The following is a 26,335-nucleotide window of genomic DNA, read 5'->3' as shown; positions in this document are numbered from 1 at the left end:
TCAAGTGAGGTCGACGGGTCGCCCGGCGCAGCCCTGCGGATTCCGCTGTGATCAATCTGCTGGGCAGGTTCACGGAGCGTCGGACCAGAGATTCGTGCTGGCAACTTTTCATGTTGTGGCGAATTTCACGATCTTGATATCGTATTGAATCGTTGATCTGGCCGCGCGTTCAGGTCTTCCGTCAAGCAGGTGAACAGCGGGAACCTTCGAGTCTGCTACTGGCTCCGCGCGGCTATCGCTGATCACGGTCACCGTGCCCGTTCTTCGCTCTCGGGGTGTCGACAGCACGCTTGAGGAGTCGAATCCCAAGTAGGGCTGCGCATGCCACGGCGAGGACGCACGCCGCTAGCCAGTCACTGCCAAACCATGACCTGAGCAGGTAAAATATCCAGCCGATGACTCCAGCGAGCAGTCCGAGCAGGAACGCCGATGAGCAAGCGGCGTAAGAGCCGTAGATCCAGCGATCTCTGCGAGAGTAACCCTGTACAGAGGCTTTTGTATCGCCGCGCACCCTCCTGAACCAGAGGAACACGAAGATTCGCGCCTGCCCTCGCAGGTCCGCCATCCCCAGTGCATGGTTGAGCATGTAGTAGCCGTCCAGCGGAAGGAACGGCACAAGGTTGAACAGGGTGACCAGGGTGCCGATGAGGACGATGACCGCGAAGAACCCTCGCCATGGGCTTGCTGTCATCGTCCAGGCGACCGTGAATGGTGCGAGGGTTAGCAGTTGGGTGAGGGTGCCTGCTAGGGCGGTGTAAATGGCTTGCCTTCGTGAGGCGAAGAGCATCACGTCATCGGCGTTGCAGTATGGGGCGAACAGAGGGAACCGCCACAGCAGGCCGATTTCTCGTACCCGGCCTCCGAAGTGACGGCAGGTGAGGCCATGGGCAAGTTCGTGCAGCACCATGATCAGCCAACTTGTCACGACGGCTAGCGAGGCGAACATGGGCGAGAACGAGCGACTGGTGAAGTCTGCGGCCAATTCCGCCGCGTTGGAGATGACGAAGCCGAGCACGACGAGACCCAGCGCGACCTCGATCCACACTGTCGCGGGTCTGAACAGAAATCCGAGTCGCCGGTCCAGCACGCCGAGCAGTTGGTCCGGGTCGAACAGCGGCATCCGGCGATAGAACAGGCTGCTTCGCGTTGTTCGGGCACCGCGGTCCGCCGGTGGCGGACCATCGACCAGAAGCCCGTTGTAAGCGAGCAGGCCGAGCAGTTGCTGCCATTGCGGGGCGCTGAGGCTCCTGTCGTATTCCGCGGAGTATGCCTCGCCTATCTCCGCCAGACTGTGCTTGCCGTCGAGCCTGCTGATGAGGAAAAGTTCGCGAGGGCCGGTCGCGAGGTACCCGTCGCCCGCGGTGTCCTTCAGATAGTGCACCACTTTGGGTCCCAACCGTTTCGCTGGCCCCATCGTCACGTCAGGACGGATCTCGGGTGTGCTGGCGAGCAGTGCTTCGCTCATGGCGTCACCCACTCGGAGCTGGGAACGGCGAGTGTGCGCTCGAGCAGATACGACAGGTAGACCTCGTCAAAAATCGTGACGCCCAGACGATTGTTGGTCATGTGAATATATGACGTCATGAGCATGGAGAGTGCAATATTCGGTCGAGGTGCGGGCTCCAGGTCGCTGTCTTCGGAAAGTTTCAGAAGTATTTGCCCACTCGTTGCCAGTTCAACGATCCGGTCTCGGAGTTCCGTGCAATGGGCGAACCACTCCCGCTCGACGACGCTCAATGAAGAGCTGCCGATTCGGACTGTTTTCCGCAGCTTGTGAACGCGTTCAGACAACTGGCCCGACATGGTTTTCCAGCTGCGTTCGAATGCTGCGTGCGTACTCTCGACATCTTCGATGAACGACGTTTCCCAGAAACGTCGGGAACGGTCCAGATACCAGGCGACCGCGCCGTCCGTCTCCAGGAAGGCGTAACACATGATTAGGGACAGCTGAAGGGACAGCCCGAGAAGTACCGGCCGGATGTGCACGTTGGCTGTGGCGGTCAGCCTGAGCACCAAGTCGCTGGACGACTCGAAATGCCATTCGGCCAGCCGGGTGGCGGCGAGGCCGCCGTATCGGCGGTACTCCGGCTCGTAGGGCACGTAGCGGAAAGAATTGTTGGGATCGAAGACCATGGCGCCGTCGGCGCCGAACCTTTCGGTCCACCAGGCATCGCCGTACTCGGCGATGCCCAGCCTGCGGTACATCTCGTCGGCTCCGGGAAAGTCCGGTTCGTAGAGGGCGGGATGACGCGTGAGGAATCCGTTCACCGAATCTTCAGCCCTTCGGCGGACCTCGTCAGCGTTTTCGGCTCGGGCGGGGCGGAGCCTGAGCCGGACATGAGGCCCCGCCAGCCAGTATCGGATGAAGAAGTACTGGCCCAGCAGCCCGTCCGAGCGCAACTGCGCCACGAGCGGAGCCACGCACTCCACCAGCAATGCGTCGGAGTTCCCCGCGTAGAAGATATGCATGCTGATCCAATCGTCGTTCATTTCAATACCTCCTGCCTGGTTAGTTCGACGATCAGCTCGCTGACCTGTCCGTCGTGGCTGTCTGGCAGAGATTCGGTGAATTCCACGGGCCCGCGTGCGTTGCGGGTCAAGTCGTCGAGCAGGTCCAGTGCGAATTGATTATGGAAATCTATCGGCAAGGGTTTCCGGTTCGCCCACGTCTGGTTGTCTGCGGCGACTTCCCGCGCGAAAACTCTGACCGGTATGCCGTGCCGTTCGCGGAATCTCGCCCACCGCAAAGCCTTGGCAGCCGACGTCTCGGCTTCGCCGGGCGACAGCGCTGTCGGATTCGCGGTCCACGACCTCCGCTGCAGGATGATCCGGCCGCAACGGACTCGCGGGCGTTTCACCACACCGTCACCGATCTCGACGGCGCTCGGTGTCAGGGAGAATGACGCCATTCCCATCGGAGCCAGAGCCAGCAGGATCCGTTGCACTTCCGGCAGTGCGATGGGATGCAGAAAACCCAGGTATACCGGGATTACGCGGCATCTGAGCCGGTGCGACCAGAGCCGCAGCTCGCCGCTTTCCGGATCGTCGATCAGCTCCAGGTCAGCGATCGGGAGCTGGCGTTCAGAGGCCAGGTCTCGTAGTTCGCCGGGACAGACCAGCTCGTAGTCGGTAACCGACGGGTGGAGGTTCAGATTGGACGTCTCATAGCCGCCGCGCACTTCGGCGAACACTGCGCCTTCTGGGCAGCTTCGAAGAAGTACGGATCGCAACCGGGCTACGATGTCTTGGTCGGCAAAACAGTGCGCGAATCGAGAGAACATCAGTGTCCATCCCGAGTAAGCCTGATTGAGGACGAAATCCGGCCCGTGCAGCTGGCCGAACAACGACCAGGACGCGATACCGCGGACCGATGCCGGCAGATTGCTCAGTATCGCCTGTAAATCGGACTGGGACAGGGTGACCTCGTCCGCGGCGCTGCACTCGGCCACCCGGTTGGCCAGAGCCGATCGCACGCCAGCGACGGCACGCAGCTCCGAGGTTGCGAACCAGTCCGTCTCCTTGCCTCGCAACCGGTCCTGGTAGTGCGCATAGAGATCGCGGCGGAATTCATGCGCGTAGGCAAGGAGGTCGGAGCAGCGTCCGCCGGTACCGAAGCGCTGCCGGAAGTACCAGCGAGCTAGCAAGCGGGTCGGCAGCTCGGCATCGAACGCCGAAAGAAGATCGGCGACACCGGAGAGTTGGGGAAGCAGCCGGCTCTTCCACGCGGGCATCGAGCCTTGCACCCTGGCCAGATCAGGGGTGACGTCTTCGTAGATCACATTGCGCGGCAACGTCAGCTCGCTGCCCAGCGCGACGTATGCCGCACTGATTTCTTGCCGAACACTGTTTAGCAGCGTTCGTCTTCCGGTCAGGTCGGCATGTCCGTACCGGGCAGTGGCTTGGTAGGCAATCCTGAGACGGTGTGCTGGCTCTTCCGCCCAACCGGCATCGAGGGATTCGAAGTTTTTCAGATACCGAGCCACGGGATCCGTCATTCCCAGGTCCAACGCGAACCCGGGACAGATCAGAAACCCGAGCCGGTAAAGCCGTACGAGATACCTCCAGATGGCGTCGGTACCGCCCAGCCGCTCGTGCAGCACCCGCAACTGGACAACCTCGCCTTCCGCGAACAGGCCTAGCACTTCGCGCAACACTGGTCCGATCGGCAGGTAGAGCAGATCCTCATGGACAGTGTCGAGGTGGCCGGCCCCTTCCTCGGTTTCGGTGCCGAGGGCTTGCCGTCGCCGGAGATAGCGGATCCGGTCGCCGATGCGTTCGCAGCCCGGCGTGACCGTCACCGGCAGGTCGGCCATCCGGTGCTCGTCGACCGCGACCAAGGCGGACAGTTGGGCGAGCACGGTGAGATTCAGTCTGGCGTGACTTGTGCCGGTGGCGGACGAAGCGTCGAACAGCGAGGCGGTTCCGCGGCCGAAACTGCCCAGACCGACCGTAGTGAAGGTGCTGAATGGACTGGTCTTCAGCGCGGCACGGAGCGTGTACTCGACCAATGAGCGCTCGATTCGCCGTGCGCGCTTGGCGCTCGCCGTGCCGTCGAGGTAGCTGGGCAGAAATCGGTCCAACGTCGGCGAGGCGAGTAGGATCCCTTTGCGCAACACCGGATCACGCCCTAGTTCGCGCAACGCTGCACGACGGTCGAGTACTTCTCGCTCGAAAACCTCATCGCCGGCCTGGCGCAGTTCGCGGTAGGCCGCGAAGCTGGCCAGCCAGCCGGCGAGCGACTTCCTCAGCCGGGTCTCCAGCTGATTCAGGTCGTGCTCCTTCGGCAGTCGGAGGTTATGCAGGTCACGGCGTACTCGCAGCAATGCCGCGCGCCCCGCACTGTCCGGGCAACAGCCGATGCCGGCTGCCAGCAGATCGCATAGCCCGGTCGCGTTCGCTCGCAATGTGGTTTCAGCTGCTACGACCTGACCGGCCCACTTCGCTGTCTCGTGGAAGATCAGCGCCCGTGTCCGGGCGACCGGCAACCCGGCGACCCTGACCAGAAAGAGTGGCGAAAGTCGCCAGCTGCCCGATCTCTCGGTTCCCGATGGGTCGGAGAGCGCGAATTCCGTCGAACTCATATCAGGCCACCGTGCCTTGGTCCACCGGCATCGTAAGGGAGGCGTGCAATCTGCGTTCTTTGCCGAGCAGCAGGAAGAGCAGGGACCGCTCGTCAGCTCCGGACACATTGAGCGCCTCGTTCATCGAGAGGTTGTCGAAGCCGAGCGCGGCACCAGCGCCCAGCCCGATTGCGGCCGCGGCCAAATAGCCAGCTTGGATCGCTCGGCCGGCTTGGGCGTTGAGCAGGCGGTAGCCGCGTGCTCCGAACGCGGTCAGCGCGGTGGTGAGCCTGCCAACCACCGCGAGTACGGCATTCACCTGGCCTAGGTTGTAGTTGGTAAGCAAATAGTTGTCCTGCAGAAAACGACCAACGTCGGCGGGCGCACCTGGTATGCGGACCAGCCCGTGGGCATCCGGGTCGTAGTCGTAGACACCACGGGCGATGCCGTCGGCTCGGTTAACGAACAGCGCGAGCCGGGTGAGACGTTCCGGGCCGTCGCCGTCTTGCCGGAGCGCCGAAGCGCTGATCGAGAGCACCGTGGCCAGTTCCGCCGACGTCGCCGTCGGGCTGGCGGTGAAGCCGCCAAAGCTCGACGCGCGAGTCCGCAGCACCGTGTCGAGCGCGGTTGAGGGCGTGTCACCGGGCACGGGCGGAAGCGGGATCGACTCGCCGTATCGGACGGCCTCGATCTTCTCTCCCCGATCCTTGATCGAGTCCAGTCCCGGCGGTCGAGTCAGTTTCGTTGCCGCGTGCACCTGCTCGACCAGTTTGAACCGCACGACCTTCGACGACTGCTCATACGCGCGGTGGAGGACCGTCGGGCTCGGACTTCCGCTCGATCGCTCGCCGCTGTTCCGGGCAGAGCGCAACGTCGCCACGGCCAGCACGCTGTCGGTGGCACCGTCCATGCCCACGAGGTCGTCGAGCTGTTCGTCAGCGAACCACAGCGTGGACGCGATCGAAGTGCCCAGGGCGGCTGCGCCGAACTCCCAAGTCTCCAGCAAAGCGCCGACGTCCTGAGTCACGACGTGGTAGCAGAAATTCGCGTATTTGAACGAGTTCTTCCAGAACCTGCATCCGATCAGAAGGAACTGGTCACCTTCGCGGGTACCGAGTGCCGTGCGCACCTGCGCGATCACGTCGCCGGTGAGCAGCCGCTCGAGCGCATGATCAGCCGGCGAGTAGTGGTAGATCCCCGGCAGCACCGCACCGGAGGCACCGGTGACGTAGTAGATCTCCATCGGATAGAGTCCGCCGCCCGAAGCCGCCCCGCGCGCGTAAACCGCACGGGCATGGCTCGTCGGCGCCGGCCCGTTCCAGTTGATTCGGGTCCGACGAGCGAGCAATCCATAGGACATTTTCAGCAGTCCGGAAAGTTCCGGAATTCCGATGGCTCCTTGTCCGGTCGCCGGACTTCGGCACACCTCGCCGAGCGACGCGGACATCACCGGAGTCCGGTCCGGCAGAGGGAAACTCGTCGCGGTGGGATAAACAGTAAAACGGGCGGGCCGGTCGTCCCAATCTGGGGTGTATCCGGAAGGCCCAAGCGGTGTCCGCGCCCGAGCGAAGACGGCTTCGGCATAGTCCTTGACCAGGAGCGTCGACGCTTGTTTCATCGGCTTCGTCCTCTCACGGGAACGGGTGGGGGTGCGGGTGCGCTGGCTTGCCGTCCAGCAGTGCGGCCAGTCGCTGGTGGTGCAAGACACGCTGCCTCCGCCAGCCGAAGTCGATCGGCACGAGGCCCGGTGCGATCACCCGCACGGTGTGCATGCCGAGTGCTCGCTGATGAGCGGTGGTCTGATCGACGACAATGAGGTCGCTCAGCGGGAAGACAAGTTCGAGACACCTCCGCAGGTCCATCGTCAGGTCGGCTGATCTCGGCGATGCAGTCCAGTCGCTGTATAGCCCTGCGATGTCGGCAGGCGCGGGACCGTCGAACAGGAAGCCGGCGTGTGGTGCCATCTCCGGCAGTCCGTAAAGCATGGAGTGGTGCGAAAGGTGGACGACCTGGTCGTAGTCATGGACCATCGCACGCAGCCTCGGCAGCCAGGTGCTCATCCGGTCCGCGAGATCGGTGACATAGGAGGCCGCCTCGCACAACGCGGCCCGGACCGCATCGACCGGATCCAGGCTCGCACCCGCGGAGAAACACAGCGTGCCGAGTCTCTCGTCCTTGCGCCGGATAACCGCCATGACCGCAGGAATCGGCAGGTCGACCCGCATGTCGAAGAGATAGGGCCGGTAGCCGAGCAACCGCAGCCGATCACAGGTGAAACCGATCTCTGGATTGTCGCAAGTGGACACATCTATTTCCGGCAGAGAGCGCTTCGCATACCAGTTGAGCAGGAAGGCGTCCCGTTCGACCAGTTCGAGCAGGCCGTGCAGGATCGCCTCTTCGACACAACTGCCGCCGGCACATCCGTTGGAACATTCCTGGATGTACAGCGGGGGACGGTCCAGCCGGTCGAGGTAGTAGACAGCTTGCTCTGGCACGAGCAATGGCCGCTGCTCGCGCAGGGAGAATCCCCATACCCACTGCAGCGGCAGATCCGGCCGGTACGGCTGGTAGTGCGGTTCGGCCTGATAGAAGTCGGGCGCGTAGCACCCGGTTTCTCGCGGGTCCAGCGCATGGTCTGCCACATTTCGGTAGGTGTCGAGCACTCCGGGGGTTCTTCCCCGGCTCGACTGCCCTGCGTAGCGCTCCAGTCCCTCCAGGAGGCCGTAGCAGAGACTGTCCGCGTAATTGTTGGCATGACCGCTCCAGCTCATCTGGTGCAGTCCGAGTTTGGCTCTCGCGCGGAAGAAACCGTTCACCGGTGCGGTCGGTCCTACCTGATAGGCCTTGACGGTCCGCACGCCCAACGGCCCGCACACCGGATTGACCAGGCTCTCAGCGTCCAGCCGGTAGTCGCGCACCGGCTTCAGCCGCGTGGCCGCGAGGTGCGGCTTGGACCGGGAGCGCAGGGATATCACAGCGGTGTCCGCGGTGTCCGCGACCGGCTGGCCGCAGACCGGGCAGTCCGGATCGGCCAGCACCTGGAAGCGGTCGACTTGCCAGCTGTCCATCCGGAAGCGGTAAACCTCGGCGCTCGAGCCGTTCTCGGCCAGATGCCGCACCAATGCGGCGAGGGCCGTCAGCGCGAACCCGGTGAGATCTGGCTGAGGTCGTGGTTGAACGATCTCAGCGAAGGTCTCCAGCGACTCCCGTTCCGGTTCGCTGCGATTGGCGAGCCAGTGGGTGTGCAGGCACCGGGGGCACGGGCCTGTCTCGCTGATCTGATAGCCCGGGCCGCAGAGAACTCCGGCCTGGTAGAGCCAGACCGGGAGAATCCGGAGTCCGGCTTCGCCGCTGACGTCCGTCTGCGCGGCGGTGCCGAGTGTGGCGATCCGGATGAGCGGTGCTCCGAGGTCCGCCAATTCTGTACTTATCCGGGACTGGATTGCTGCCAGGTTCTCGTCCAATGCGGTGCCGGTCCACACCACCTCGACCGTCTTCCGGTCGTCCACGATTTCCGTCAACACGGTGGAATCCCTATTCCTCGAAACATGGGCGCGAGCGGCCCAGCGGGGAGCACACGGATTAGTTAATTACGCAAGACGCGCGCTAATTTACGATACGTATCTCATCGCAATGAATCCGTTTATCGAAACTGATGCACAGGCCGTCTTCGCAGACGGTCAGGCACCGGTGCTGGTGCAGCTGCAGCAACTTGTGCTGCTACAGCTGCTCGTGCTCGAACTGTCGGGAAGCATTTGGTCGAGTGAATCGACCGCCTGAATTTCAAAGGTCTCCGCCTCCAGGCGGCTGAGCTCGTCCATAACGTCAGTCGTCATGGCGTTCACCTCCTTTCCTCCCGTGTGCGCCCCACAGGGCCGCCCCCGCCGCGCTCATGGACCCGTCTGCCTCATCCAGGCAGACGAAGCAGTACTCGGCCGCTCACGAGCGCGCCGGCGCCTGTCATGCCGTCGTTCGTGGCGCGGGCGAAAAGCAACTCCCCCTCGATTCCTTCCCTGATCTCGTCGAATGTGTATTCACGAGCGAACTCGTCCGGATCCGAGCGCGCCGAGACCGGTTCGGCGGCCGGAGAGAAGTCGGCGAGCACGGGTTCCCGCAAGAGAATGTCGGCGACGTCTGCCAACTGGTGCCTCCCGGCCAGATCACGCAGCGCGGCAACTGCCGCGTCGATGCCGGTCTGACCGGCTCCGGTGACTTGGTGACCGCTGCCGTCAGAAGCGAGCACGACGTGCGGGCCGCCGGCGCCCCGCACTTCGGCGAGCGACGGCTTCGCCTCAAACCGTTCCAGGCAGCTCAGCAGGAACGCCAGCCTGGGGTCGGCCTGGCTGAGTGACCCGGGAGCCAGCTTGGCCAGCGCCGCTTCGTGCGTGACCAGGGCACGGAGTTTCGCGTATTCGAGCACGGACAGCGTTCCTGCATCGATCACCGCAGCCACGGTGGACGCCGCGGCGGATCCCGCGGGCGACGGTTCGAACGCTAGCGCTGAATTGACATCGGTGCTCGGGTGGACCGCTGCGGCGGGCACCAGGATCTCCTCGCTCGACCGCAGGCTGAGCGCTGGCAACCACCATTGCCCCGCGGTGGACGGGCAGTGGGCCAGACCGCTCCAGGTCACCAAGTCAGGTCCCGGAACGAACGGCAGCCCTCGCGCCGCCAGGTCGTCCGGAGTGGACCACACCATGGCCTGCCGATCCGGCATCGACATGGTGTATCGCCGCACAAATTCGGCGAACAAGTCAAGCCTGGCTTCCAAAATCGTGTCGAGGCCGAACGTGACCAGTCTCCGACCGCGCAGGGCCGGCAGCGCGCCGGAGCGGAGTGCCGCAGTTTTCAGCGGGGCTTGTTCGAGATCTTCGTCCGCGAACGCGGTGATCACGCCGACTTCCTGGTCTGCCAGCACATCGAGTTCACGGTGCAGTTCTTCGCCGGCCAGCGGTCCGGTGACCGGGTCATGCCGGGACACCGGCGTGCACCATGGGCAACGTGGCTCGGCGAGCAGTCGCGTTCGCCGAGCGGTCAAAGTGTGCAGGTCCTGGATCACCACCTCGTCGGCCCGGTAGTCGCTCATGCCGCCGACCAGCGCGTTGAAGAGGGTGAAAGCCAGCCCGCTGCCGAGGATTTTGGCCGTGGCGCTCGTTATGCCTCTATGCTCGGCGAAGGCGGGGCCGCCTGCCATCCGCTGCCAGAGATCGATGCTTTCTTCCGGATTCCGGTTGACCGTCATTCGCAGCTGCAGGCAGAACCAGCACGGCCCGCCCGGCACGGTCACCGGACCTAACGCTGCTCGGTGCCCGAATGTAGTGAGCGGCAGGAAAAGGACGCCGGCAGCAAGGCAGCTCTTGGTGAGCGCCAGAATCGCGGCTGGATCGCCTGGCGTGGCGCAGTAAACTACCGCGTCAAGGCTTTCTGCTCCTAGTTCTAGACCCACGGTCGATGTGGCAGTGACATTTTCAAGTCCGTTTTCCCGCAACGTGTCAATGCAGACTTCGAATGCCGCACCGGCACCGACGATGCGCACCCGGCTGCGGCGAAATGCCTCGAACCTCTGTTCTGGATGGTCCGCGTGGTGACCTATGAACGCGATCTGCCCGGCGAACAATTCGCGCACCGCGACCGGTAATGCTGTCTCCTCGTCGCCGCTGACGCCTCTGTCGTCGGCGAACCCCTGCTCTACGAGCGCTTCGACGAGCTGGCGGACGGTAGCACGCTGTTCTTCGCTCAAGGGCAGGCAGATGGATTCGATCGAGTTTTCTCCGGTGAGCAACGGTGCGAGTGCGGAAATCCATTGGTAGGCAGAGCTTCCGTTGATTGCGAAATTGGCTTTGTTGTTCCGCAACAGTACGCCGTTTGGCAAGGGAAGAAAGGCGGTATCTGACTTCAGCCTTGGTCTGGAAGAACTTATTCGTGACTGTGTCCACGCGCTCATGCGATCCCCCCAGATTGAATCAGTTAAAAGCGCTAGTCTAAATGCAGATGAGATTTTCCCCGAAAGAATATGGCTTCAAGCTACCCTGCTTCGCAAAGTGTCGTCAAGCGGTGAAGCGCGTGCCCTTTTGTCGGTTTGCCAATAGGGTGTGCGCGGAGATCTTGCATCGTCAAGCCACTGAATGAGTGAGATTTGTTTGCCGCGCTCGCCGAGCTGCTGCTAGCCTCGATGTCCGAGCATCACTTCAGGGGGATAAATGAACACGCCTTCCGTAATAGTTACGGAGAAGCTGAGCAAAGTTTACAGCAAGAGCCAGCGTGCCGTCGACGATCTTGGCTTGAATATTCGCAGTGGCGAGGTTTACGGGTTTCTAGGGCTTAACGGTGCTGGCAAGACGACGACCATGCGCATGCTGGCGGGGCTCGTCAGGCCGACAGCGGGCTCGATCACGGTACTCGGAAAGCCGCCTGGCTTCCCCGCAACGCTGGCGAAGCTCGGCTGTCTCATCGAAGCTCCGGCGTTCTATCCGTTCCTCTCCGGCACTGCCAACCTAAAGCTCCTAGCCCGCTATTCGGGGCGGTCTGCGAAGACCGTGCCGGTGCTGTTGGAACGCGTTGGTCTGGAGGCAAAACGAACGCCGTTCCGTGCCTACTCGCTCGGCATGAAGCAGCGACTCGGTGTCGCCGCCGCACTGCTCAAGGAACCTGAGTTGCTCATACTCGACGAGCCGACAAACGGCTTGGACCCGGCCGGCATGGCCGCCATGAGAGATCTCATTCGTTCGTTGCAGGATGAAGGCCGCACCATCATGCTTTCGAGCCATCTGCTGGCCGAAGTCGAGGCCGTATGCGATCGAATTGGGATCATCCGCGAAGGACGATTGGTGGTAGAGGGCACCGTCGGGGACCTGCGACGTGACGGGACCACGCCGCAAACGGTCATCAAGGCGACGCCTCAAGACGATGCACTCGCGATACTGGCGGCGATGCAGAGCGTGCGAGACCTCCGAGTGACGAACGGCGAGATCCGGTTTCGATCAGACGGCGCGGAACTGGGCGCAATCAGCAGCAAGCTGGCTCTCGGCGGGGTTCAGGTGACTGAGTTGCGGCAAGAGGAGAGGTCGCTCGAAGCGATCTTCATGGAACTCGCGACGGGGACGAGCGAGCAGGTGTCCATCGAGCAATCGGAGCGGCCGGCATGATCATCCAAGTGGCGAGCGCGGAGCTCGGCCAGTTGCGACGCAGAGTCGCCCTTTGGGCGGCCGGCGCCGTCTGGCTGGTCCAGATCGTGGTGTTCGCTTACCTCGTCCAATACCTGACCTATCGCAAAGAGGCGGCGAAACCGGATCACGGCAAGGCGGAAACGCTGATTCACACCCTCGTTCCCGATGGGCTCGCGTACTACAACGCTTCGCTTTACCCGCTTTACGGTTCGGCTATCGCCTTGATCATCGGTGCGCTGGTCGGCGGCGGGGACTATCGGTGGCGCACGATGACCACACTGCTTACCCAGCGACCCGACCGCAGGACGGTGGTACTGGGCAAACTAGCTTCGTTGGCGACGGTTATGGCTGTCCTGGTCGTCATGTCCTTTGTTGTTTCGGCTGTCTGCGCGACGGCCGTAGCCGCTGCTGAGGGCCGATCTCAGCAGTGGCCTCTGATCGGCGACCTGGTCGCCTCGTTCGGTGCCTGCTGGCTTTCCGTGCTGGCTTTCGCGGGCTTAGGCTTCACACTGGCCTTTGTCTTCCGCAGCGTGGCAGCTGCGCTGGCGATCGGCCTGGTGTGGACGCTCGCGCTGGAGTCGCTGCTCGCGGGACTCGCCGCCACCTTCGAAGGCCTGAAGCCGTTGCGGGCCATCCTCATCGGGCCGAATTCCGGCGTGCTGGCGCACGCGCTCGGTGCCGCTGTGCAGGGGCAGGGGGGTCCGCTGGGGGTTACCGACATCGCGGTGCCGATCGCGGCGACTATCGTGCTCGTCGGTTATGTCCTGGCCACCGTCGTCGTGAGCATGGTCGTCTTGAATCGGCGGGACGTCATCTGATTCTTCGGTAGCCCCAACGACAAGGCGGTGGGGCGAGAGCTGAAACGCTCTCGCCCCACCGCCTCGTTCTTTTCGTCAGGAACAGCGAGCAATCACTGAAGCCAGGATTGGCTTTGCGATCTCATGGATTTCCTCGATAGACGCTGGTGTCAGCGCGCCGCGCAGGTCCCTGATGTGGTTGATGTACTTCCGGAACGCCGGCTGGTTGGCCGGAGGTACTTGAGGGAAAGCGGCCTCCATCCACCCTATCCAGGTATCAAGCGCCCTGCCGAGGGCGATCGGGTCTGTGCTGGAAGCAAGAACTCTGAATACTGGAGGGTAATCGTCACAGTAGGACGTTGGAGTGACCGTCGCTGCCCGAGGGCTTGCCTCGGCCATTGCCACGCCAAACCCGCCGATGAACAGGCTCATGGCGATTGCAGCGGCTACACCGCCGCGGCGGAATCTCGAGCTGAACAATTCACAATCCTTTCCAGGCCTGCGCGGCGGATATCAGATAGGACGGCAATGGCGCTTGTAGTGCCCTGCGGGCACGTGGGTGTTCGCGTCCTTTTCTGCGTTGTTGAACGCGGCACCATAGCTGCTGGCGCTGCCCGTGCCGTACACGTAGCCGACATTGCCATAGGGTGAGATGCGAACTAGGTCGCATTTCACTGTAATGGTGTACCTGGCGAGCACGTGTGCAGACGCGGCGACTGCGGAATTTGTGCTTATGGGGGACGCCGTAGCGGCTGGGGCGGCGAACAAGCTCAATGCTGCGAGTGCTCCGGCCGCGCCAATAATTGCACGTTTGATCATGAATGCTCCTCGATGTGTGGGGTGGAAATAAAAGAATTGACTTCTATCAATTCTTCATAATAAAGAAAAACACAGCCCCGTGAATTAGGCAAGTCTCGGTGGAAGTCAGGTTTTGTCAGATGCTCGACGAGACAAGTCTTCGGCAAGTGTGCGCCAGATCTCCGCGCAGGCCGCGGCGGCCGCAGCGAGCTTCTCGGTGACGTAAGGGGGAGCAGTCTCGGCGACACGGTCGAATTCTTGACTGGTCAGCAACCCAGCTCCCAGGCCTCGCAGCAAGCGACGCCCGCTTTCGCTGTAACGCAGGGATGGATCATTCTGCAGTTCGACCAGCAGTACGGTGAGGTCACGACTCTCAGCACGGCCGGCGTTTTCAGTGGCGCGTGAACTTTGACGACTGCTTGGCGGAACCGGGTCCTCTCCTCTGCTCAGTCGGTCGCGGACATCCTTGGCTGTGCGAACGGATATCCCGGCTGCCTTGGCGATCGAGCGCAACGACAAATTGGGCTGCTGGACGAGCAGATCACGCGCACGTCTTCGTCCGTCGGTGCTGTCCAGCGGACGCATCCTGCCGTCGGACCCTGTTCTTGTGGGCAACTGCGGAATTTCCGAAGTTAAACGCGAGCGAATCGCGGCGACTGTTTTATCGGAGAGGCCGGCTGATTTGGCGACGGATCGATCAGACCACTCCGGCCGCGAGCGCAGAATACGCTTCGCTGCTGCTTGCCGATCCTTCGAGTTCAGCGGCAATCCGTGTTCGACGTTGGCTCGCACGCCCGCCACGAACGCGTCTACGTCACTGCCTTCGAAGTACCGAACGGAGATATCTTGCGCGCCCTTGAGTTTGGCTGCGCGTACCCGGTGCATGCCATCAATGATGCGCATCGTGCTTCGATGTACCAGTATCGGCGGAAGCGCCTGGTCGGCTTCCGCCAACCGTTGTGCGTGTTCCTCATCCTCCCCGGCTGATCGCGGTGAGTCTGCTGGTCGTAATGCGCTGATGGCCACGGTGGCTATCTTGTTCGGCTCTGAAGCCTCCGTGGACGAGTCAGAGACCACTCGGCAAAGTCTCGATCAGAAAATGACAGGAAACCCCCTGGGTGCACCTATTCGTGAAGGTCTGGACGGTATTCACGTCGAAATATTGCCCCACTTCACCCTCCCCGTGAGTGGCAACATCCATGACACCTCAACGGCCAAGGTACACGCGCTAGAGGTGGTGAACAAGGAAGAAGGAGGGTACGCCGGAGTTGCTCGGTCGGCTAGGCGAATGTTCGGATGGTCCGTCGATCTTGGGGCCTTCCCCGTTGCTTGTGTTGATGTGTAACAACCAAGCAGTGGCTACCTCGGGGTAGCAGGGCTTGGCGTAACTCTTCGTTCGGGAGGTTGATCACGTTGCGTCGATCTCCGGCGTCCCGCGGCGCAGGCGTAGCGGGTGCGGCGGCTGGAGCAGCAGGCCGGACGCTGTCTGAAGCGGCGCGTTCTCGTGGGCGCAGCAAACGGATTCATGGGCGCGCCGTCCTAAACTGCTGCTGTGAGCCAGCTTTGCCGAGGCATGTGATTTCGGTATCGAGCATCGTCACATGCGCGCAGTACGCCGAATCCGCTGCGGTCGCGGCCGCTGAACGCGTTGACTGCTTGCCTGTCGGACTGGCTCTCGGCTCGGTTTAGTGCCAGGCACATGTCTCGCCTCGTCCAGGCATTGCGGAGGGCTGTTCAGGCGTGATTCGTTGTCGTCATGTAGAACTGCTGGCTCGGATATGGCACTGGGTACCTCGATTGGTTCTCAGGGCCCAAGAACCTGCCGCCGTTCGCCGCAGTGATCGTGCGCAATTGTTATACCGACTGCCTTCTTCCCTGGACGGAGCACTCGGTGCCGCGGACGATGACTGCGGCACCTTCAGGGCCGCCAGCGCGATCTGCGAGTGCGACCGCCAGTCACCGCAGAGAAGATCTCCGATCGCCGAACTTATGGTCCGAGGCGGGGCAAGTGCGCCAGCATAGTCAATGCTGTCCGCGACGGCATCAGTATCATGGCCGCACACTGCGCGACCGTCACCGAAACCGATCACGCTTCCTGCCCTGATTCCTGCATTAAACTGCCGCTCAGTCACCTCAACGTCGCAGGAGGCTCGGTGCAGTCGGAGTGTGTCGCTGTCTATTGATCGTTCGGGTGCTCGACGCGGTACTGTTCTTTGAGGCCCGGGTACTGGACTGCGTCAGGATGCTCAGTCTCCGACAGGATTCCGATGGCCCAAGGAATGGGGCAGGGGGAGTGATGGTCGGGATCCGGGCACAGCATCAGTCTGATCTGGTCGACCAGTCCCTGCGCCTGTGCCTCGCTCGCGTAAATTCCCAGCCGGATTTCAAAGGTTTTTCGTTCGAATTCCATTATTCCTCCTCAGGTAGGTTAGTGCGGCGTGTGCACCGGCGTCAGCCTACTTTTACCTACGTGGGTCTCGGGTTTGAGCGCTTGCATCTCGCCGGGCCAACCGCGAAGGTCCTCCCCCCTCCGGTTGGATGCTGTACTGGTTCTTGGTGTACACGCGCAGGTCGGGCCTGACGAGGGACATCGCGCCAAGGGTGCCTGTCCGCTGCCGCGAGCGTCGAAACATGGTCGAGCCTCCAGGCGGTGAGGAGACCTGGCCTCCGAGGATCGGACTGGCCTGAACAAGGTGATGCGGACGAATCAGGGCTCACTGGTCCGGGCCGGCTTCGTGTTCTTCTCCGCGGAAGGGTGAAGAAGTTCTTGGAGGTAAAGTTGTCGGGACTGGTGGCTCGCCGTAACGTCGGCTGGGGCGCAGGTGACCACGCAGCGGCTGGACAGGTTTGTCGTCGGCGACAGGGGTCTTGTGCTCTCAGATCCTGAACGGGTTACATCGGTGGCCTGCTTCGTTCTGGAAGACATGTGCTGAACTGGCGGTCGAAGACGTTCTCGGACTCCGGGCCGGGCTGCCAGTCTAGTTTGGTGTTCTTGGCCGCGCGACAACTGTCGCGCGACGGCGTCGGGCCGATCCGCCGGTTGGCTTAGCGGTCGTGGGTGGTCTTTCCAACGACTCGGCGATCGCGGTCGAGCCGGCGCACGGCCAGACTTGCAATCGCCGTGGACCGCCGGGCCTCGTTGGCCACGAATTTGCGAGGCGGGTCTTGTCGGCGCTCCCGGCGTTCCACCGATCATGCAACTTTCGTCGTGGCCAGGCCTCCCCGAGACGCCGTGCTTTGCTTCATGCTCGGAACAACACTGCGGCAGACTCCCCTGCGGTCCGGGGCGGCGGACTGCCTGATTGTGCTGAATCACTCCCTGAACGGCTGAATCGGCTTCCCTGTCGATCTTCAGCAGAGTGGGTCATAGCCGTCCGGGTCCGCGTAGCCGGCTGTCCGCGATGGAAGGTGAGCGCCTCGCCGGTCCAGAAAGCCGGGGGCGGCACTCAGCGTGTGATTGGCGGCGGCCCATGACTCCACCGCGATCAGGCCACCGGCCAGCTCCGAGACGCGGCTTTTTCCTTGCCGATCGTCGTCGCCTCGCCGTGGCCGGTGCGGACGATCGTCGTGTCGGGGAGGGGGAAGAGGCGGTCGCGGATGGAGTTCACGATGGTCGGGTAGTCCGAGTACGACCGGCCGGTCGCGCCGGGGCCGCCGTGGAACAGGGTGTCTCCGGTGAACAGGACTTCCAGGTCGGGGCTGTGCAGGCAGATCGCGCCGGGGGCGTGGCCGGGGGTGTGCAGCACCGTCAGGTCGGTGCCGGCGACGGTGATGACCTGTCCGTCGGCCAGGTCGCCGTCGGGGGCGCGGTCCGGGTGGGTCAGGTCCCAGACGACGCGGTCGTCCGGGTGCAGCAGGATCGGCGCGCCGGTGCGTTCGGCCAGCGCGGGGGCGGCGTTGACGTGGTCGTTGTGCGCGTGGGTGCAGACGATCGCGCGGACCGTGCGCTCTCCGACGACGTCCGCGATGGCGTCCGCGTCGTGCGCGGCGTCGATCACGATCACCTCGGAGCCGTCGCCGACTATCCAGACGTTGTTGTCCACGTCCCAGCTGCCGCCGTCGAGCTCGAACACGCCCGACGTGACCAGGTTCTGCACTATCGCCGTCATGCCGCAGACCCTAGTGGCCCGCGAGGCATACCGCCGGTACCTACTTTCGAGTATTCTTACTCGCGGTAAGTTAGCCGCGACGACGGGACTGCTCATGACCGATCCTCGGGATCTGCTCGCCGAACCGCTCAAACTGCAGTGCGGGGCCGTGCTGCCGCATCGCCTCGCGAAGTCGGCGCTCAGCGAGCAGCTTGGCGACCGGCGCAACGCGCCGTCCGGCGAACTCGCGCGGCTGTACCGGACGTGGGCGCACGGGGGCGCTGGCCTGCTGGTGACCGGCAACGTGATGGTCGATCCCACCGCGCTCGGCGAACCGCAACGTCGCGGTGCCGGGCGTGCCTGACCCGGCGGCGTATCGGTCGTGGGCGCAGTCCGTGGACGGGACGGACGCGCAGTTGTGGGTGCAGCTCAACCACCCCGGTCGGCAGAGTCCTCGGTACCTGTCTCGGCAGCCGGTCGCACCGTCGGCGGTGCCGTTTGGCGACCGTGGGGTTCGGACGGCGTTCGCGGCGCCGCGGGCGTTGACCGGGGACGAGATCGAAGCGGTGGTGGCGCGGTTCGCGGTGTCGGCGCGGGCGTTCGTCGACGCTGGGTTCGCCGGGATCCAGATTCACGGCGCGCACGGCTATCTGATTTCGCAGTTCCTGTCGCCGTTGGTAAATCGTCGCGACGACGAGTGGGGGCGCGACCGCAGCCGGTTCCTGCTTGAGGTGGTGCGTGCGGTTCGGGGCGCGGTCGGGGATCGCGTGCCGGTTTCGGTGAAGCTCAACAGCGCGGACTTCCAACGCGGCGGCTTCGACGAGGACGAGTCGCTGCAGGTGGTCCGCGCGCTGGGCGAGGCGGGGATCGACCTGCTGGAGATCTCCGGCGGCACGTACGAGCGGGCCGTGATGATGGGGTCCGGTCGGGCGAGTACGCAGCGGCGGGAAGCGTATTTCCTGGACTACGCCGCGAAAGCGCGGCAGATCAGCGACGTCGCGCTGATGGTCACCGGCGGCTTCACCACGGCGGCCGGGATGGCCGATGCGCTGGAATCCGGTGCGCTGGACGTGATCGGGATCGGCCGTCCGTTCACGGTGGACCCCGGCCTGCCGGGACGGTTGCTCGCGGGCGAGGACGTGCGAGCCGAACGGCGGTGCCCGCGCACGGGAATCCGGCTCGCGGACAGCCTGCTCGAGATTCAGTGGCACACCCAGCAGATGCACCGCGTCGCCGCGGGCAAACCGGTCGACCTCAAGCGCGGCGCGTGGCGAGCGCTCGCCCAGGCTGGGCTCAGCGATCCGCTGAACGCGTTTCGCCGGGTACGCGCGTGAGCCGACGGTCGACCAGCCGGGCCCCGCTGGCGAGCACGACGAAGAAGACGCCGACGAGCAGGCAGTTCAGCGCGACCTGCCCGTAGCCGAGGTCGTCGGCGTTGACGAACGGGTACGGGTAGTAGCCGTCGATCGCACCGCGGACGAGCGTGAAAACCAGCCAGGCCAAGGGGTAGACGAGCGACCACCAGACGGTGCGCCATTCCAGCACGCGCGGCGCGAAGATCAGCCAGCCGAGCACGCACAGCACCGGCGTGACGCGGTGCAGCAGGATGTCCGCGGCGAGGCTGAGCCCGTGCAGTTCGTACAGTCCGGCGAGCGCGACCTGGTAGACGACGCCGGTGACCACGATCCCGACCAACGCGTCGAGCCAGAGCACGCGCATCAGCGGCGAGGTGCTGCGTCCGCGAGCGAAAGCCGCGCCGGTGACGAGGACGAGAAGGTTCGAGATGATCGTGAAATAGGTGAACAGGTTCGCCACCCGCCCGCCGAAGCTGGCGTACCGCCCTTGCGCCGGCACCAGCGCGACGATCTGAATCACGAGCGCGGCCAGCACGATGACCGCGGTCACCCCGAACCACAGCCGGGCCAACGCTTTCGAGGACATGCCGCCGACCCTACGGTTTCGGCCTGGTCCGCCCGGCCCGACACGACCAGGATCGGTCGCGTCGAGCCGGGTGAACTTGCCCGGGCGCCCGCTTGCGGCGGAGGTTAGGGGACTACCGCATCACCGCACCGCCTTCACCAGGGCAGGCACGAAGACTGATGCGTCGATCGTGCCCCAGCCGCTCGCGATGTCGTAGCCCGGACCGGCCTTGAAGCCTTCGACGTTGAACTGGCTGTTGTCGCCCTTGGTGACGTCGACGATTCCGGCAGCGGTGCCCTTCGGGCCCAGCTTCGAGTACAGCGCCGGGTTGATCTGACCCAGCCGTCCGTGGTTCGCCTGCACCGCCAACGCCAGCACGCCCGCGAACAGCGGTGCCGACTGCGACGTGCCCTGGACGCCTTCCATGCTGATGTCCGGGTACGCCCGCATCGTGCTGCCGGTGATCTTCTTGACCCGGTTCTGCCAGGACGGCCGCGCGTACGCCTTCGACAGGCCCGCCCCTTCGCTGAACCCGTTGTCCGCCGCGTTGACCAGGTCGTCGGGCTGGGTGCGGACGCCGTTCGCGTCGAGGTGCAGCTGGGTGCCGCCGAGCGTGGTGACGTTCGGGTCGCTGGCGGGCCAGCTCGCCACGCGGTACGGATACCTGCCGGGACCCTGCAGGTACGCCCCGGTCGGCCCGTCGTCGCCGGAGGACGCCACCAGCGTGACGCCCGCCTTGCTCGCCCGCTCCAGAGCCGGGTCGAGGGTCTTGATCGACTCGAACGACGGGAAGTTCTCCTCGGTGGTGCCGAAGCTCATCGAAACCACGTCGGCGATTCGGTGCTCGGTCAGGTAGTCGACGGCGTGCATCATTTCCGGCAATCCGGCGAATCCCTGCGTCTCGGCGACCGGAGTGGCCGCGACGACGATCTTCGCGGCCGGAGCCATCGCGTGCATCATCGTGACGTCGAGGTCGGTTTCCCCGCCCCACGACTGGCAGGCGGCGGTGTCCACTCCGGGATCGGTGCACGCGGGCACCGATCCGGACGGCTGCAGCACCTCGACGTTCGCCGGCGGCAGGCCGTGCTGCCGCGAGTACTCGTCCAGCACCTGCTTGACCTTGTCGTCGCCGAACGACACCAGCGTGGCCACGGTGGATCCGGCGCCGGTGATGCCCTGGTTCCACAGCTTCGTGGCGTTGTACGCGCCGCTTTCCTTCGGCAGCTTGGCCATCGCCGCGTTGAGCCGGGCCACCCGATCGGACACGGTGGTCGCGCCGACGAACGACTGCGCGGCGGCCGAGAAGTGGTGTCGCGACGGCTGCGGCGGCGCTGGCGCGGCACTGGCCGGTGCCGCCACCACGGTGGCGGCGAGCGCCACGCCCGCCAGCAGGGTCATCGGCCGTCCGACTCCCCGGACGGCTGATTTCACCCGGAACGTCATGCTTTTCTCCCATCGACGCAGGCCAGTGCTCCCACTCTCGGGCACGCGGCCACGAGTGCGACATCAACTTTCGTCGGGCGTTTTCCTGAGTACGGCGGGGAAAACTGCCCGATGTCCGGAATATGCCCGCTCATCCGGACGACAGGCGTGGTGCTCATCCGGACGCCTCCTCGGAACCGGGCTGATCTTCCGAGCCGGACAGCTCCGCGGAATCAAGCAGCTCCTCCGAACCGGGCTGGCCAGCCGGTCCCTCAGCGCCGGGCTGCTCCGCCGGACGGCTGCCGCGCAGCAACCCCCGGACGGTGTCGATGGTGTCGGCCTCGCCGGGATCCTTGTCCGGCCGGTACCGCACCACCCGCGCGAACCGCAGCGCCAGCCCGCCCGGATACCGCGTGCTGACCTGAGCCCCGTCCAGTTCGATCTCGACCACCAGCTCCGGCCGCACGTGGACGGCCCACCGGTCGCGGTGCGACTCGATCTCCTGGAACCGCTCGGTCTGCCAGGCCAGCAACTCGTCGGTGAGGCCCTTGAACGTCTTGCCCACCATGATCGGCGGCCCGCCGTCCGGATCGCGCGCGCCGAGATGCAGGTTCGACAGTTTCCCGGTGCGCCGCCCGTGGCCCCATTCCGCCGCCAGCACCACCAGATCGATGGTGTGCACCGGTTTCACCTTCAACCACGCGCGCCCGCGCCGCCCGGCCGCGTAGATCGAATCGAGGTCCTTCACCATGACGCCCTCGTGCCCGGCGTCCATCGCCGCGTCGAGCACCGCGGCCGGCGATTCGGGCCGGACCGAGCCGGGGATCACGTGCTCGCCCGCCACCCGGCGCAGCGCCTCGTTGCGTTCGGACAACGGCGCGTCGAGCAGATCGACTCCGTCCAGATGCAGACAGTCGAAGAAGTACGGCCGCAGCAGCAACGCCCGCACCTGTTCGTCCCGCGTGCTGCCGAACCGGCTCATCGTTTCCTGGAACGGCCGCGGCCGCCCGTCGTCGGTGAGCGCGAGGGTTTCCCCGTCCAGAACTACCGATTCGCACGGCAGCGCCCGCACCAGCTCGACCAATTCGGCTACGCTGCCGGTGATTTCCCGCAGCGTGCGCGTATACACGTGCACTTCCGAACCCTGCCGGTGCACCTGGATCCGCGCACCGTCCATTTTGTACTCGACGATCGCGTTCCCGTGCTCCGCCGCGGCTTCCTCCAACGATTCCGCCGGCGACGCGAGCATCGGCCGCACCGGGCGCCCCAGCTCCAGCCCGAACTCCGCGAGCGCCGCCGCGCCCCCGGTCAGCGCTGCCTGCCCGGTGACCGGCAGCCGCCCGGACAGCATGAACGCGCGCCGCACCAGCTCTACTTCCACCTCGGCCGCCGCCGCGACCGCGTCGACCATCACGCCTTCCAGCGCGCCCTGCCGCAGCTCCCCGGTGACGAGCCGGAACACGAACTCCTGCTCGGCACGGGTCAGCCGGGCGAACAAGGCGGTGAGCACTTCCGCTCGTCGCTTGACCGACCCCGCGCCAGCCGCGGCCGCGACTTCCGTGAGCGCGACGTCGACCTCGGCCACGGAGACCGCGGACGTGGCCGAGGGTTCGACCGCAAGGTCCGCGAGCGTGCGCCAGCCAGCTCCGAGCCGGTCCTGCGCGGTCTGCCCGGTGAGATACGCGATCACCGCGGGCAGTTCGCCGGGTTCGGCCGCGCGCAGCACAGCGGCCAGCACGGCGATCTTCGTTTTCCGTGACCGCGTGGCCGCCAGTTCGGCGGAGGCGGTGACGAGGTCGGTGAACAACACCCGGCCATCATCGCCCCCGCCACCGACAAAAACTCCCGCCCCATCCTCGACCGGGTGAAAAAGAGCTGGTCAGGCATCCGGACGAGTGCAGTACTGGTCCAGCAGCCCCTGCTTCGTCACACACGGCGTGTACCCTGCGTCCTGCAGTTCCGCCCGCGCCGTGCTGCTGCGCAGGTAGTCGAGGAACTGCTTCAGCAGCGAATCGTTCTCCGGCACACCCTTGGTGTAGAAGTACTCCACCGTCCAGAAGCGATACCCGGCGTCGATACTGGTCACGTCGGGGTAGCGGTCGTCGAGTTTCGCCATCGCGATCCGGCCTCCTGCCGCGGCGATCTTGGCCGCCGGCACGTCCGCGTAGCCGATGGCGCCAGGCGTGTCGCCGACGGCGCGCAGCAGCTCGTCGGTCGTGCCGCGTTCGCAGCGCACCACCGCGGCGTGCGGGTCGCGGGCCGGCGTCCGGCAGTCGTCCGAGGAGAGCCCCGGTTCGGCCGTGCCCAGCACTTTTTCCTCGAAAGTCCGGCGAGTGCCCGATTCCTGCCCGCGTCCGACGACCCGGATCGGCATCGACCGGCCCGCGCGCAGTTGCGCCCAGTTGGTGTACTTCCCGCTGAAGATGCCGCGGACCTGCTCGCCGCTCAGGTGGTCGACGCCGACGGATTTGTTCACTACCAGGCTGTACACGAGCACGGCGACCGGTTGCGTGACCAGATCCGGCCCGGCGTCGGGGGCCTTGCCGTCGGACAACACGGCCAAGCTGTCCTTCTGTTCCGCGGGCAACGGCCCCAGTTCGCGTACCGCGGACACACTTCCGACTGCCTGCGTCGTGACGGTCGCACCGGGACACAGCCGCTGGTACTCGTCCGCGACGCTGTTCATGATCCGCGCGAACGCGCTGGATCCGCGTACCGCGAGGGATCCGTTGCCGCAGCCGGGTTCGGAGCCGCGCGACACTGCGACGAGGAGCATGCTCAGCAACGCTCCGGTCAGCAGCACCCCGATCGCTCCGGTCACCACTGGCCACGACAGCCAGCGCTGTTTGCGTTCGTCTTTGATCCGGCCGCCGCTGAGCCGTCCGGTGACGTTCAGCTCCTTGGACAGCGGCCCGCCTCGCCAGTCGTCCGGCTCGCGCAGCACGACGACCAGCTTGAACTTTTCCCTTCGCTTCAACGAAAGCTGTTCAAGACGGACTCCATGCCATTGCGGTGCTTGGACGACCGGTGCGTCGGTTTGCCGCAACAGCGCGGACAACCGCTGCGGGAGCAACGCCCGCACTCCGGACAGTCGCGCGGTTCCGTTGTCAGGCGTAGGCTCGTCGTGAGTAAAGAATTCAAGTCCCTTTCGGACCACTTCACGCAGCCCGTCCTTGGCGTCGGACACGCGCGCGTCCCAGACCACTCGCCGGCCGAAGGTGAACTGCAGCGGGTGTTCCCAGTCGTCCGGGCCGATGTCGAAGCTGCCGGTGTTGCGGATGCGGATCACGACTACGCTGAGCGGTTCCAGCAGCTGTACGGTGCGCACGAGTTCCGGATCTGCTTGCACCGCACCGTTGTCCGAGTCGCTGAGCGTGACCGGGTTGAGGCCGATTTTCGAGTTGTAAAGCTCGCGGTAGATGACGCGCCTGCGCCGGATGACGTAGCGGTCGATGATCGGGGCGAGGATTGTCGCGCCCGCGACGACGGCGATGGGCACGAGGCCGCGGCTGGACGTGAGCACGTCGGCAAGCGTTCGCACTATTTCCCCGAAGCTCACGGTGATCCCCCTGCTCCCGCTCCCGAGAATGTCCACCCTAAGCGTCAGCTGCGGGACCCCTCCCCGGTGCACCAGGTGTTCACCGGCGGTTCAACTGGCCGATGCGATCCGCTCGACGGCGGCGCGGAGCCGGTCCGGCGGGAGTGCGGCGTAGCCGAGCACGAGACCGGGATATCCCGCCGCGGTATGGGAATATGTCGACAAAGCTGGGGCATGCACGCTTGCCGCGGCGAGTTTTTCCTGCAGCTGTACGTCATCGGTGCCGTCCGGGAGCCGGACGACCAGGTGCAGCCCGGCGGCGATTCCGACCGGCTGCCACCGCGGAAGACGCTGGGTTAGAGCTTCGATAAGCGCGTCACGCCGAGCGCGGTACAGGCGTCGAGTGCGGCGCAGATGCCGGTCGTAACCACCGGTGGCGATCAGGTGCGCGAGCGCGGCTTGCGGGAGCGGCGGGCAGCCCAGGTCGTGCATTTCCTTGACCCTGGCCACGGCGTCGCGCAGTCGGCGCGGGGGAATCAGCCAGCCGATCCGCAACGCTGGCGCGAGGACTTTGCTGACACTGCCGATATATGCGACGTGATCCGGTGCGAGCGCGCGCATCGCGCCCAGTGCGGGACGGTCGTAGCGATGCTCGGCGTCGTAGTCGTCTTCCAGGACGAGCCCGTCGGTTTCCGCCGCCCAGGACAGCAGCTGGCGACGGCGTTCTGGATGCAACGCGACGCCGAGCGGAAACTGGTGCGCGGCGGTCACCAGCACCACTGAACAGTCCGAAGTAGACAGCTTGTCGACGTCGATACCCTTGTCGTCGACTGGAATCCCGATTGGACGCAGGCCGTGGTAGCGCAGGAGGGACGCTTGGCCGTGGTGGCTCGGATCTTCGACGGCGATGCGCTGGTCTGGCAAGACGTCGGCCAGCAACGACAACGCTTCCGCGGCTCCGCTGGTGATCACGATGTCATCCGGGTTCGTCGGCAACGCGCGGACTCGACCGAGGTAGGCGGCCAGCTCCGCGCGCAACGCCGGATGACCGGTCGGATCGGGGTAGCCGAGACCGAGGTCAGGCGTCGCGTTCAGGGCTTCCCGTTCGGCCGCAAGCCATTCGGCCCGCGGGAACGCCGACAGCGCAGGAAGTCCCGGGCGTAGGTTGAACTCCCACGTCGGCGATTTCGGTGCGCTGACTTGAGGATTGGGCGCGGGATCATCGATCGGCGCGACGCGAGTGCCCGAGCCGTGCTTGCTCAGCAGATAGCCCTCGGCGGTGAGTTGCTCGTACAGCGCGGTGACGGTGCCGCGCGCCACCCCGAGCTGGCGCGCGAGATCGCGGCTCGACGGCAGCCGGGTGCCGACCGCCAGTCGTCCGGTACGGATCGCGTCGCGCAACGCGGCCTCCACCGCACGCCCCCGGCGTCCTCCGGTGGCGGCGGGCAGCAGCAGCTCGCGGATGGTTTCCACGACCACGACAGTACTGCGAAGTGGTCCAGTTAGGCCAGTGTTGAGTGGTCCTTCTGAATAGACCACTCTCCGC

At 64.9% G+C, this 26,335-nt stretch carries 21 protein-coding genes; 4 read left to right on the top strand and 17 right to left on the bottom strand.

Features of this window, described 5'->3' with window-relative positions; translation table 11 throughout:
• Positions 1 to 232 precede the first annotated feature (232 nt).
• From D0D37_RS23495 to D0D37_RS23465, 7 genes are all read right to left on the bottom strand, one after another.
• A complete protein-coding gene (locus D0D37_RS23495; RefSeq protein ID WP_162834423.1) occupies positions 233 to 1,465 on the bottom strand; it encodes a metalloprotease in 1,233 nt (410 codons plus the stop codon).
• Positions 1,462 to 2,490, bottom strand: coding sequence for a lantibiotic dehydratase C-terminal domain-containing protein (locus D0D37_RS23490; RefSeq protein WP_116202723.1), 1,029 nt, complete (start codon positions 2,488 to 2,490; stop codon positions 1,462 to 1,464). Before D0D37_RS23490 ends, D0D37_RS23495 begins: the two co-directional genes overlap by 4 nt.
• Positions 2,487 to 5,081, bottom strand: coding sequence for a lantibiotic dehydratase (locus tag D0D37_RS23485; RefSeq protein WP_162834422.1), 2,595 nt, complete (start codon positions 5,079 to 5,081; stop codon positions 2,487 to 2,489). Before D0D37_RS23485 ends, D0D37_RS23490 begins: the two co-directional genes overlap by 4 nt.
• Before the next feature lies 1 nt (position 5,082).
• The gene (locus tag D0D37_RS23480; protein ID WP_116202721.1) at positions 5,083 to 6,678 is read right to left on the bottom strand and encodes a SagB family peptide dehydrogenase; all 1,596 of its coding nucleotides are present in this window, start codon (positions 6,676 to 6,678) and stop codon (positions 5,083 to 5,085) included.
• A gap of 13 nt (positions 6,679 to 6,691) precedes the next feature.
• Positions 6,692 to 8,584: a TOMM precursor leader peptide-binding protein gene (locus tag D0D37_RS23475; protein WP_116202720.1), complete on the bottom strand. Its 1,893-nt coding sequence runs from the start codon at positions 8,582 to 8,584 to the stop codon at positions 6,692 to 6,694.
• A 156-nt stretch (positions 8,585 to 8,740) separates the two neighbouring features.
• Complete coding sequence (locus tag D0D37_RS48885; RefSeq protein ID WP_425266966.1) at positions 8,741 to 8,815, bottom strand: hypothetical protein; 75 nt, start codon at positions 8,813 to 8,815, stop codon at positions 8,741 to 8,743.
• Positions 8,816 to 8,967: 152 nt separating this feature from the next.
• Positions 8,968 to 10,914, bottom strand: coding sequence for a TOMM precursor leader peptide-binding protein (locus D0D37_RS23465; RefSeq protein ID WP_162834421.1), 1,947 nt, complete (start codon positions 10,912 to 10,914; stop codon positions 8,968 to 8,970).
• A 346-nt stretch (positions 10,915 to 11,260) separates the two neighbouring features.
• Here D0D37_RS23465 and D0D37_RS23460 point away from each other — a divergent pair, with 346 nt between their 5' ends.
• Together D0D37_RS23460 and D0D37_RS23455 are read left to right on the top strand one after the other, a co-directional pair.
• The gene (locus D0D37_RS23460) at positions 11,261 to 12,205 is read left to right on the top strand and encodes an ABC transporter ATP-binding protein (RefSeq protein WP_116202718.1); all 945 of its coding nucleotides are present in this window, start codon (positions 11,261 to 11,263) and stop codon (positions 12,203 to 12,205) included.
• The gene (locus D0D37_RS23455; protein ID WP_116202717.1) at positions 12,202 to 13,044 is read left to right on the top strand and encodes an ABC transporter permease; all 843 of its coding nucleotides are present in this window, start codon (positions 12,202 to 12,204) and stop codon (positions 13,042 to 13,044) included. The genes D0D37_RS23460 and D0D37_RS23455 overlap by 4 nt, the downstream gene beginning before the upstream one ends.
• A gap of 75 nt (positions 13,045 to 13,119) precedes the next feature.
• On the opposite strand, the gene D0D37_RS46770 is transcribed toward D0D37_RS23455, so the two are convergent.
• The 5 genes from D0D37_RS46770 to D0D37_RS23440 all read right to left on the bottom strand — a co-directional run bounded on the left by D0D37_RS46770 (position 13,120) and on the right by D0D37_RS23440 (position 17,930).
• Positions 13,120 to 13,455 (bottom strand): hypothetical protein, encoded by a 336-nt coding sequence (locus tag D0D37_RS46770; protein ID WP_162834420.1) that lies wholly within the window; start codon positions 13,453 to 13,455, stop codon positions 13,120 to 13,122.
• A gap of 81 nt (positions 13,456 to 13,536) precedes the next feature.
• On the bottom strand, positions 13,537 to 13,842 hold the full coding sequence (locus D0D37_RS46765) for a hypothetical protein (RefSeq protein WP_162834419.1): 306 nt from the start codon (positions 13,840 to 13,842) through the stop codon (positions 13,537 to 13,539).
• Positions 13,843 to 13,947: 105 nt separating this feature from the next.
• Positions 13,948 to 14,847 (bottom strand): ParB/RepB/Spo0J family partition protein, encoded by a 900-nt coding sequence (locus tag D0D37_RS23450; RefSeq protein ID WP_244223640.1) that lies wholly within the window; start codon positions 14,845 to 14,847, stop codon positions 13,948 to 13,950.
• Between the two features lie 1,150 nt (positions 14,848 to 15,997).
• Positions 15,998 to 16,231 (bottom strand): hypothetical protein, encoded by a 234-nt coding sequence (locus tag D0D37_RS23445; RefSeq protein ID WP_116202716.1) that lies wholly within the window; start codon positions 16,229 to 16,231, stop codon positions 15,998 to 16,000.
• A gap of 1,075 nt (positions 16,232 to 17,306) precedes the next feature.
• The gene (locus tag D0D37_RS23440; protein WP_116202715.1) at positions 17,307 to 17,930 is read right to left on the bottom strand and encodes an MBL fold metallo-hydrolase; all 624 of its coding nucleotides are present in this window, start codon (positions 17,928 to 17,930) and stop codon (positions 17,307 to 17,309) included.
• 94 nt (positions 17,931 to 18,024) lie between these two features.
• On the opposite strand from D0D37_RS23440, the gene D0D37_RS48085 reads away from it, so the two are divergent.
• Together D0D37_RS48085 and D0D37_RS23435 are read left to right on the top strand one after the other, a co-directional pair.
• A complete protein-coding gene (locus D0D37_RS48085) occupies positions 18,025 to 18,273 on the top strand; it encodes a hypothetical protein (protein ID WP_244223639.1) in 249 nt (82 codons plus the stop codon).
• Positions 18,266 to 19,243 carry an oxidoreductase gene (locus tag D0D37_RS23435; protein ID WP_244223638.1) on the top strand — a complete coding sequence of 326 codons (978 nt, stop codon included), beginning with the start codon at positions 18,266 to 18,268 and terminating at the stop codon, positions 19,241 to 19,243. Before D0D37_RS48085 ends, D0D37_RS23435 begins: the two co-directional genes overlap by 8 nt.
• Here D0D37_RS23435 and D0D37_RS23430 read toward each other — a convergent pair.
• The 5 genes from D0D37_RS23430 to pdxR form a co-directional block, all read right to left on the bottom strand.
• Positions 19,203 to 19,850: a Pr6Pr family membrane protein gene (locus tag D0D37_RS23430; RefSeq protein WP_116202714.1), complete on the bottom strand. Its 648-nt coding sequence runs from the start codon at positions 19,848 to 19,850 to the stop codon at positions 19,203 to 19,205. The genes D0D37_RS23435 and D0D37_RS23430 overlap by 41 nt on opposite strands.
• Positions 19,851 to 19,970: 120 nt before the next feature.
• A complete protein-coding gene (locus tag D0D37_RS23425) occupies positions 19,971 to 21,272 on the bottom strand; it encodes a S53 family peptidase (protein WP_244223637.1) in 1,302 nt (433 codons plus the stop codon).
• Between the two features lie 154 nt (positions 21,273 to 21,426).
• The gene (locus D0D37_RS23420) at positions 21,427 to 23,061 is read right to left on the bottom strand and encodes an ATP-dependent DNA ligase (RefSeq protein WP_167493558.1); all 1,635 of its coding nucleotides are present in this window, start codon (positions 23,059 to 23,061) and stop codon (positions 21,427 to 21,429) included.
• 69 nt (positions 23,062 to 23,130) lie between these two features.
• Positions 23,131 to 24,774, bottom strand: coding sequence for a PstS family phosphate ABC transporter substrate-binding protein (locus tag D0D37_RS23415; protein ID WP_244223636.1), 1,644 nt, complete (start codon positions 24,772 to 24,774; stop codon positions 23,131 to 23,133).
• A 126-nt stretch (positions 24,775 to 24,900) separates the two neighbouring features.
• Complete coding sequence (gene pdxR / locus D0D37_RS23410; protein ID WP_116202735.1) at positions 24,901 to 26,262, bottom strand: MocR-like pyridoxine biosynthesis transcription factor PdxR; 1,362 nt, start codon at positions 26,260 to 26,262, stop codon at positions 24,901 to 24,903.
• Positions 26,263 to 26,335 lie beyond the last annotated feature (73 nt).

The organism is Amycolatopsis circi (assembly GCF_003385235.1).
Classification (GTDB): domain Bacteria; phylum Actinomycetota; class Actinomycetes; order Mycobacteriales; family Pseudonocardiaceae; genus Amycolatopsis; species Amycolatopsis circi.
Note: the sequence above shows the minus strand (reverse complement) of the source record. Positions and strands in the feature narration are given on the sequence as shown.

Excerpts from the sequence above, each read along its gene's own strand:
- D0D37_RS23495 (WP_162834423.1), bottom strand. The coding sequence starts at position 1,465 with ATGAGCGAAGCACTGCTCGCCAGCACACCCGAGATCCGTCCTGACGTG.
- D0D37_RS23490 (WP_116202723.1), bottom strand. The coding sequence starts at position 2,490 with ATGAACGACGATTGGATCAGCATGCATATCTTCTACGCGGGGAACTCC.
- D0D37_RS23485 (WP_162834422.1), bottom strand. The coding sequence starts at position 5,081 with ATGAGTTCGACGGAATTCGCGCTCTCCGACCCATCGGGAACCGAGAGA.
- D0D37_RS23480 (WP_116202721.1), bottom strand. The coding sequence starts at position 6,678 with ATGAAACAAGCGTCGACGCTCCTGGTCAAGGACTATGCCGAAGCCGTC.
- D0D37_RS23460 (WP_116202718.1), top strand. The coding sequence starts at position 11,261 with ATGAACACGCCTTCCGTAATAGTTACGGAGAAGCTGAGCAAAGTTTAC.
- D0D37_RS23455 (WP_116202717.1), top strand. The coding sequence starts at position 12,202 with ATGATCATCCAAGTGGCGAGCGCGGAGCTCGGCCAGTTGCGACGCAGA.
- D0D37_RS46770 (WP_162834420.1), bottom strand. The coding sequence starts at position 13,455 with ATGAGCCTGTTCATCGGCGGGTTTGGCGTGGCAATGGCCGAGGCAAGC.
- D0D37_RS46765 (WP_162834419.1), bottom strand. The coding sequence starts at position 13,842 with ATGATCAAACGTGCAATTATTGGCGCGGCCGGAGCACTCGCAGCATTG.
- D0D37_RS23445 (WP_116202716.1), bottom strand. The coding sequence starts at position 16,231 with ATGGAATTCGAACGAAAAACCTTTGAAATCCGGCTGGGAATTTACGCG.
- D0D37_RS23440 (WP_116202715.1), bottom strand. The coding sequence starts at position 17,930 with ATGACGGCGATAGTGCAGAACCTGGTCACGTCGGGCGTGTTCGAGCTC.
- D0D37_RS48085 (WP_244223639.1), top strand. The coding sequence starts at position 18,025 with ATGACCGATCCTCGGGATCTGCTCGCCGAACCGCTCAAACTGCAGTGC.
- D0D37_RS23430 (WP_116202714.1), bottom strand. The coding sequence starts at position 19,850 with ATGTCCTCGAAAGCGTTGGCCCGGCTGTGGTTCGGGGTGACCGCGGTC.
- D0D37_RS23425 (WP_244223637.1), bottom strand. The coding sequence starts at position 21,272 with ATGACGTTCCGGGTGAAATCAGCCGTCCGGGGAGTCGGACGGCCGATG.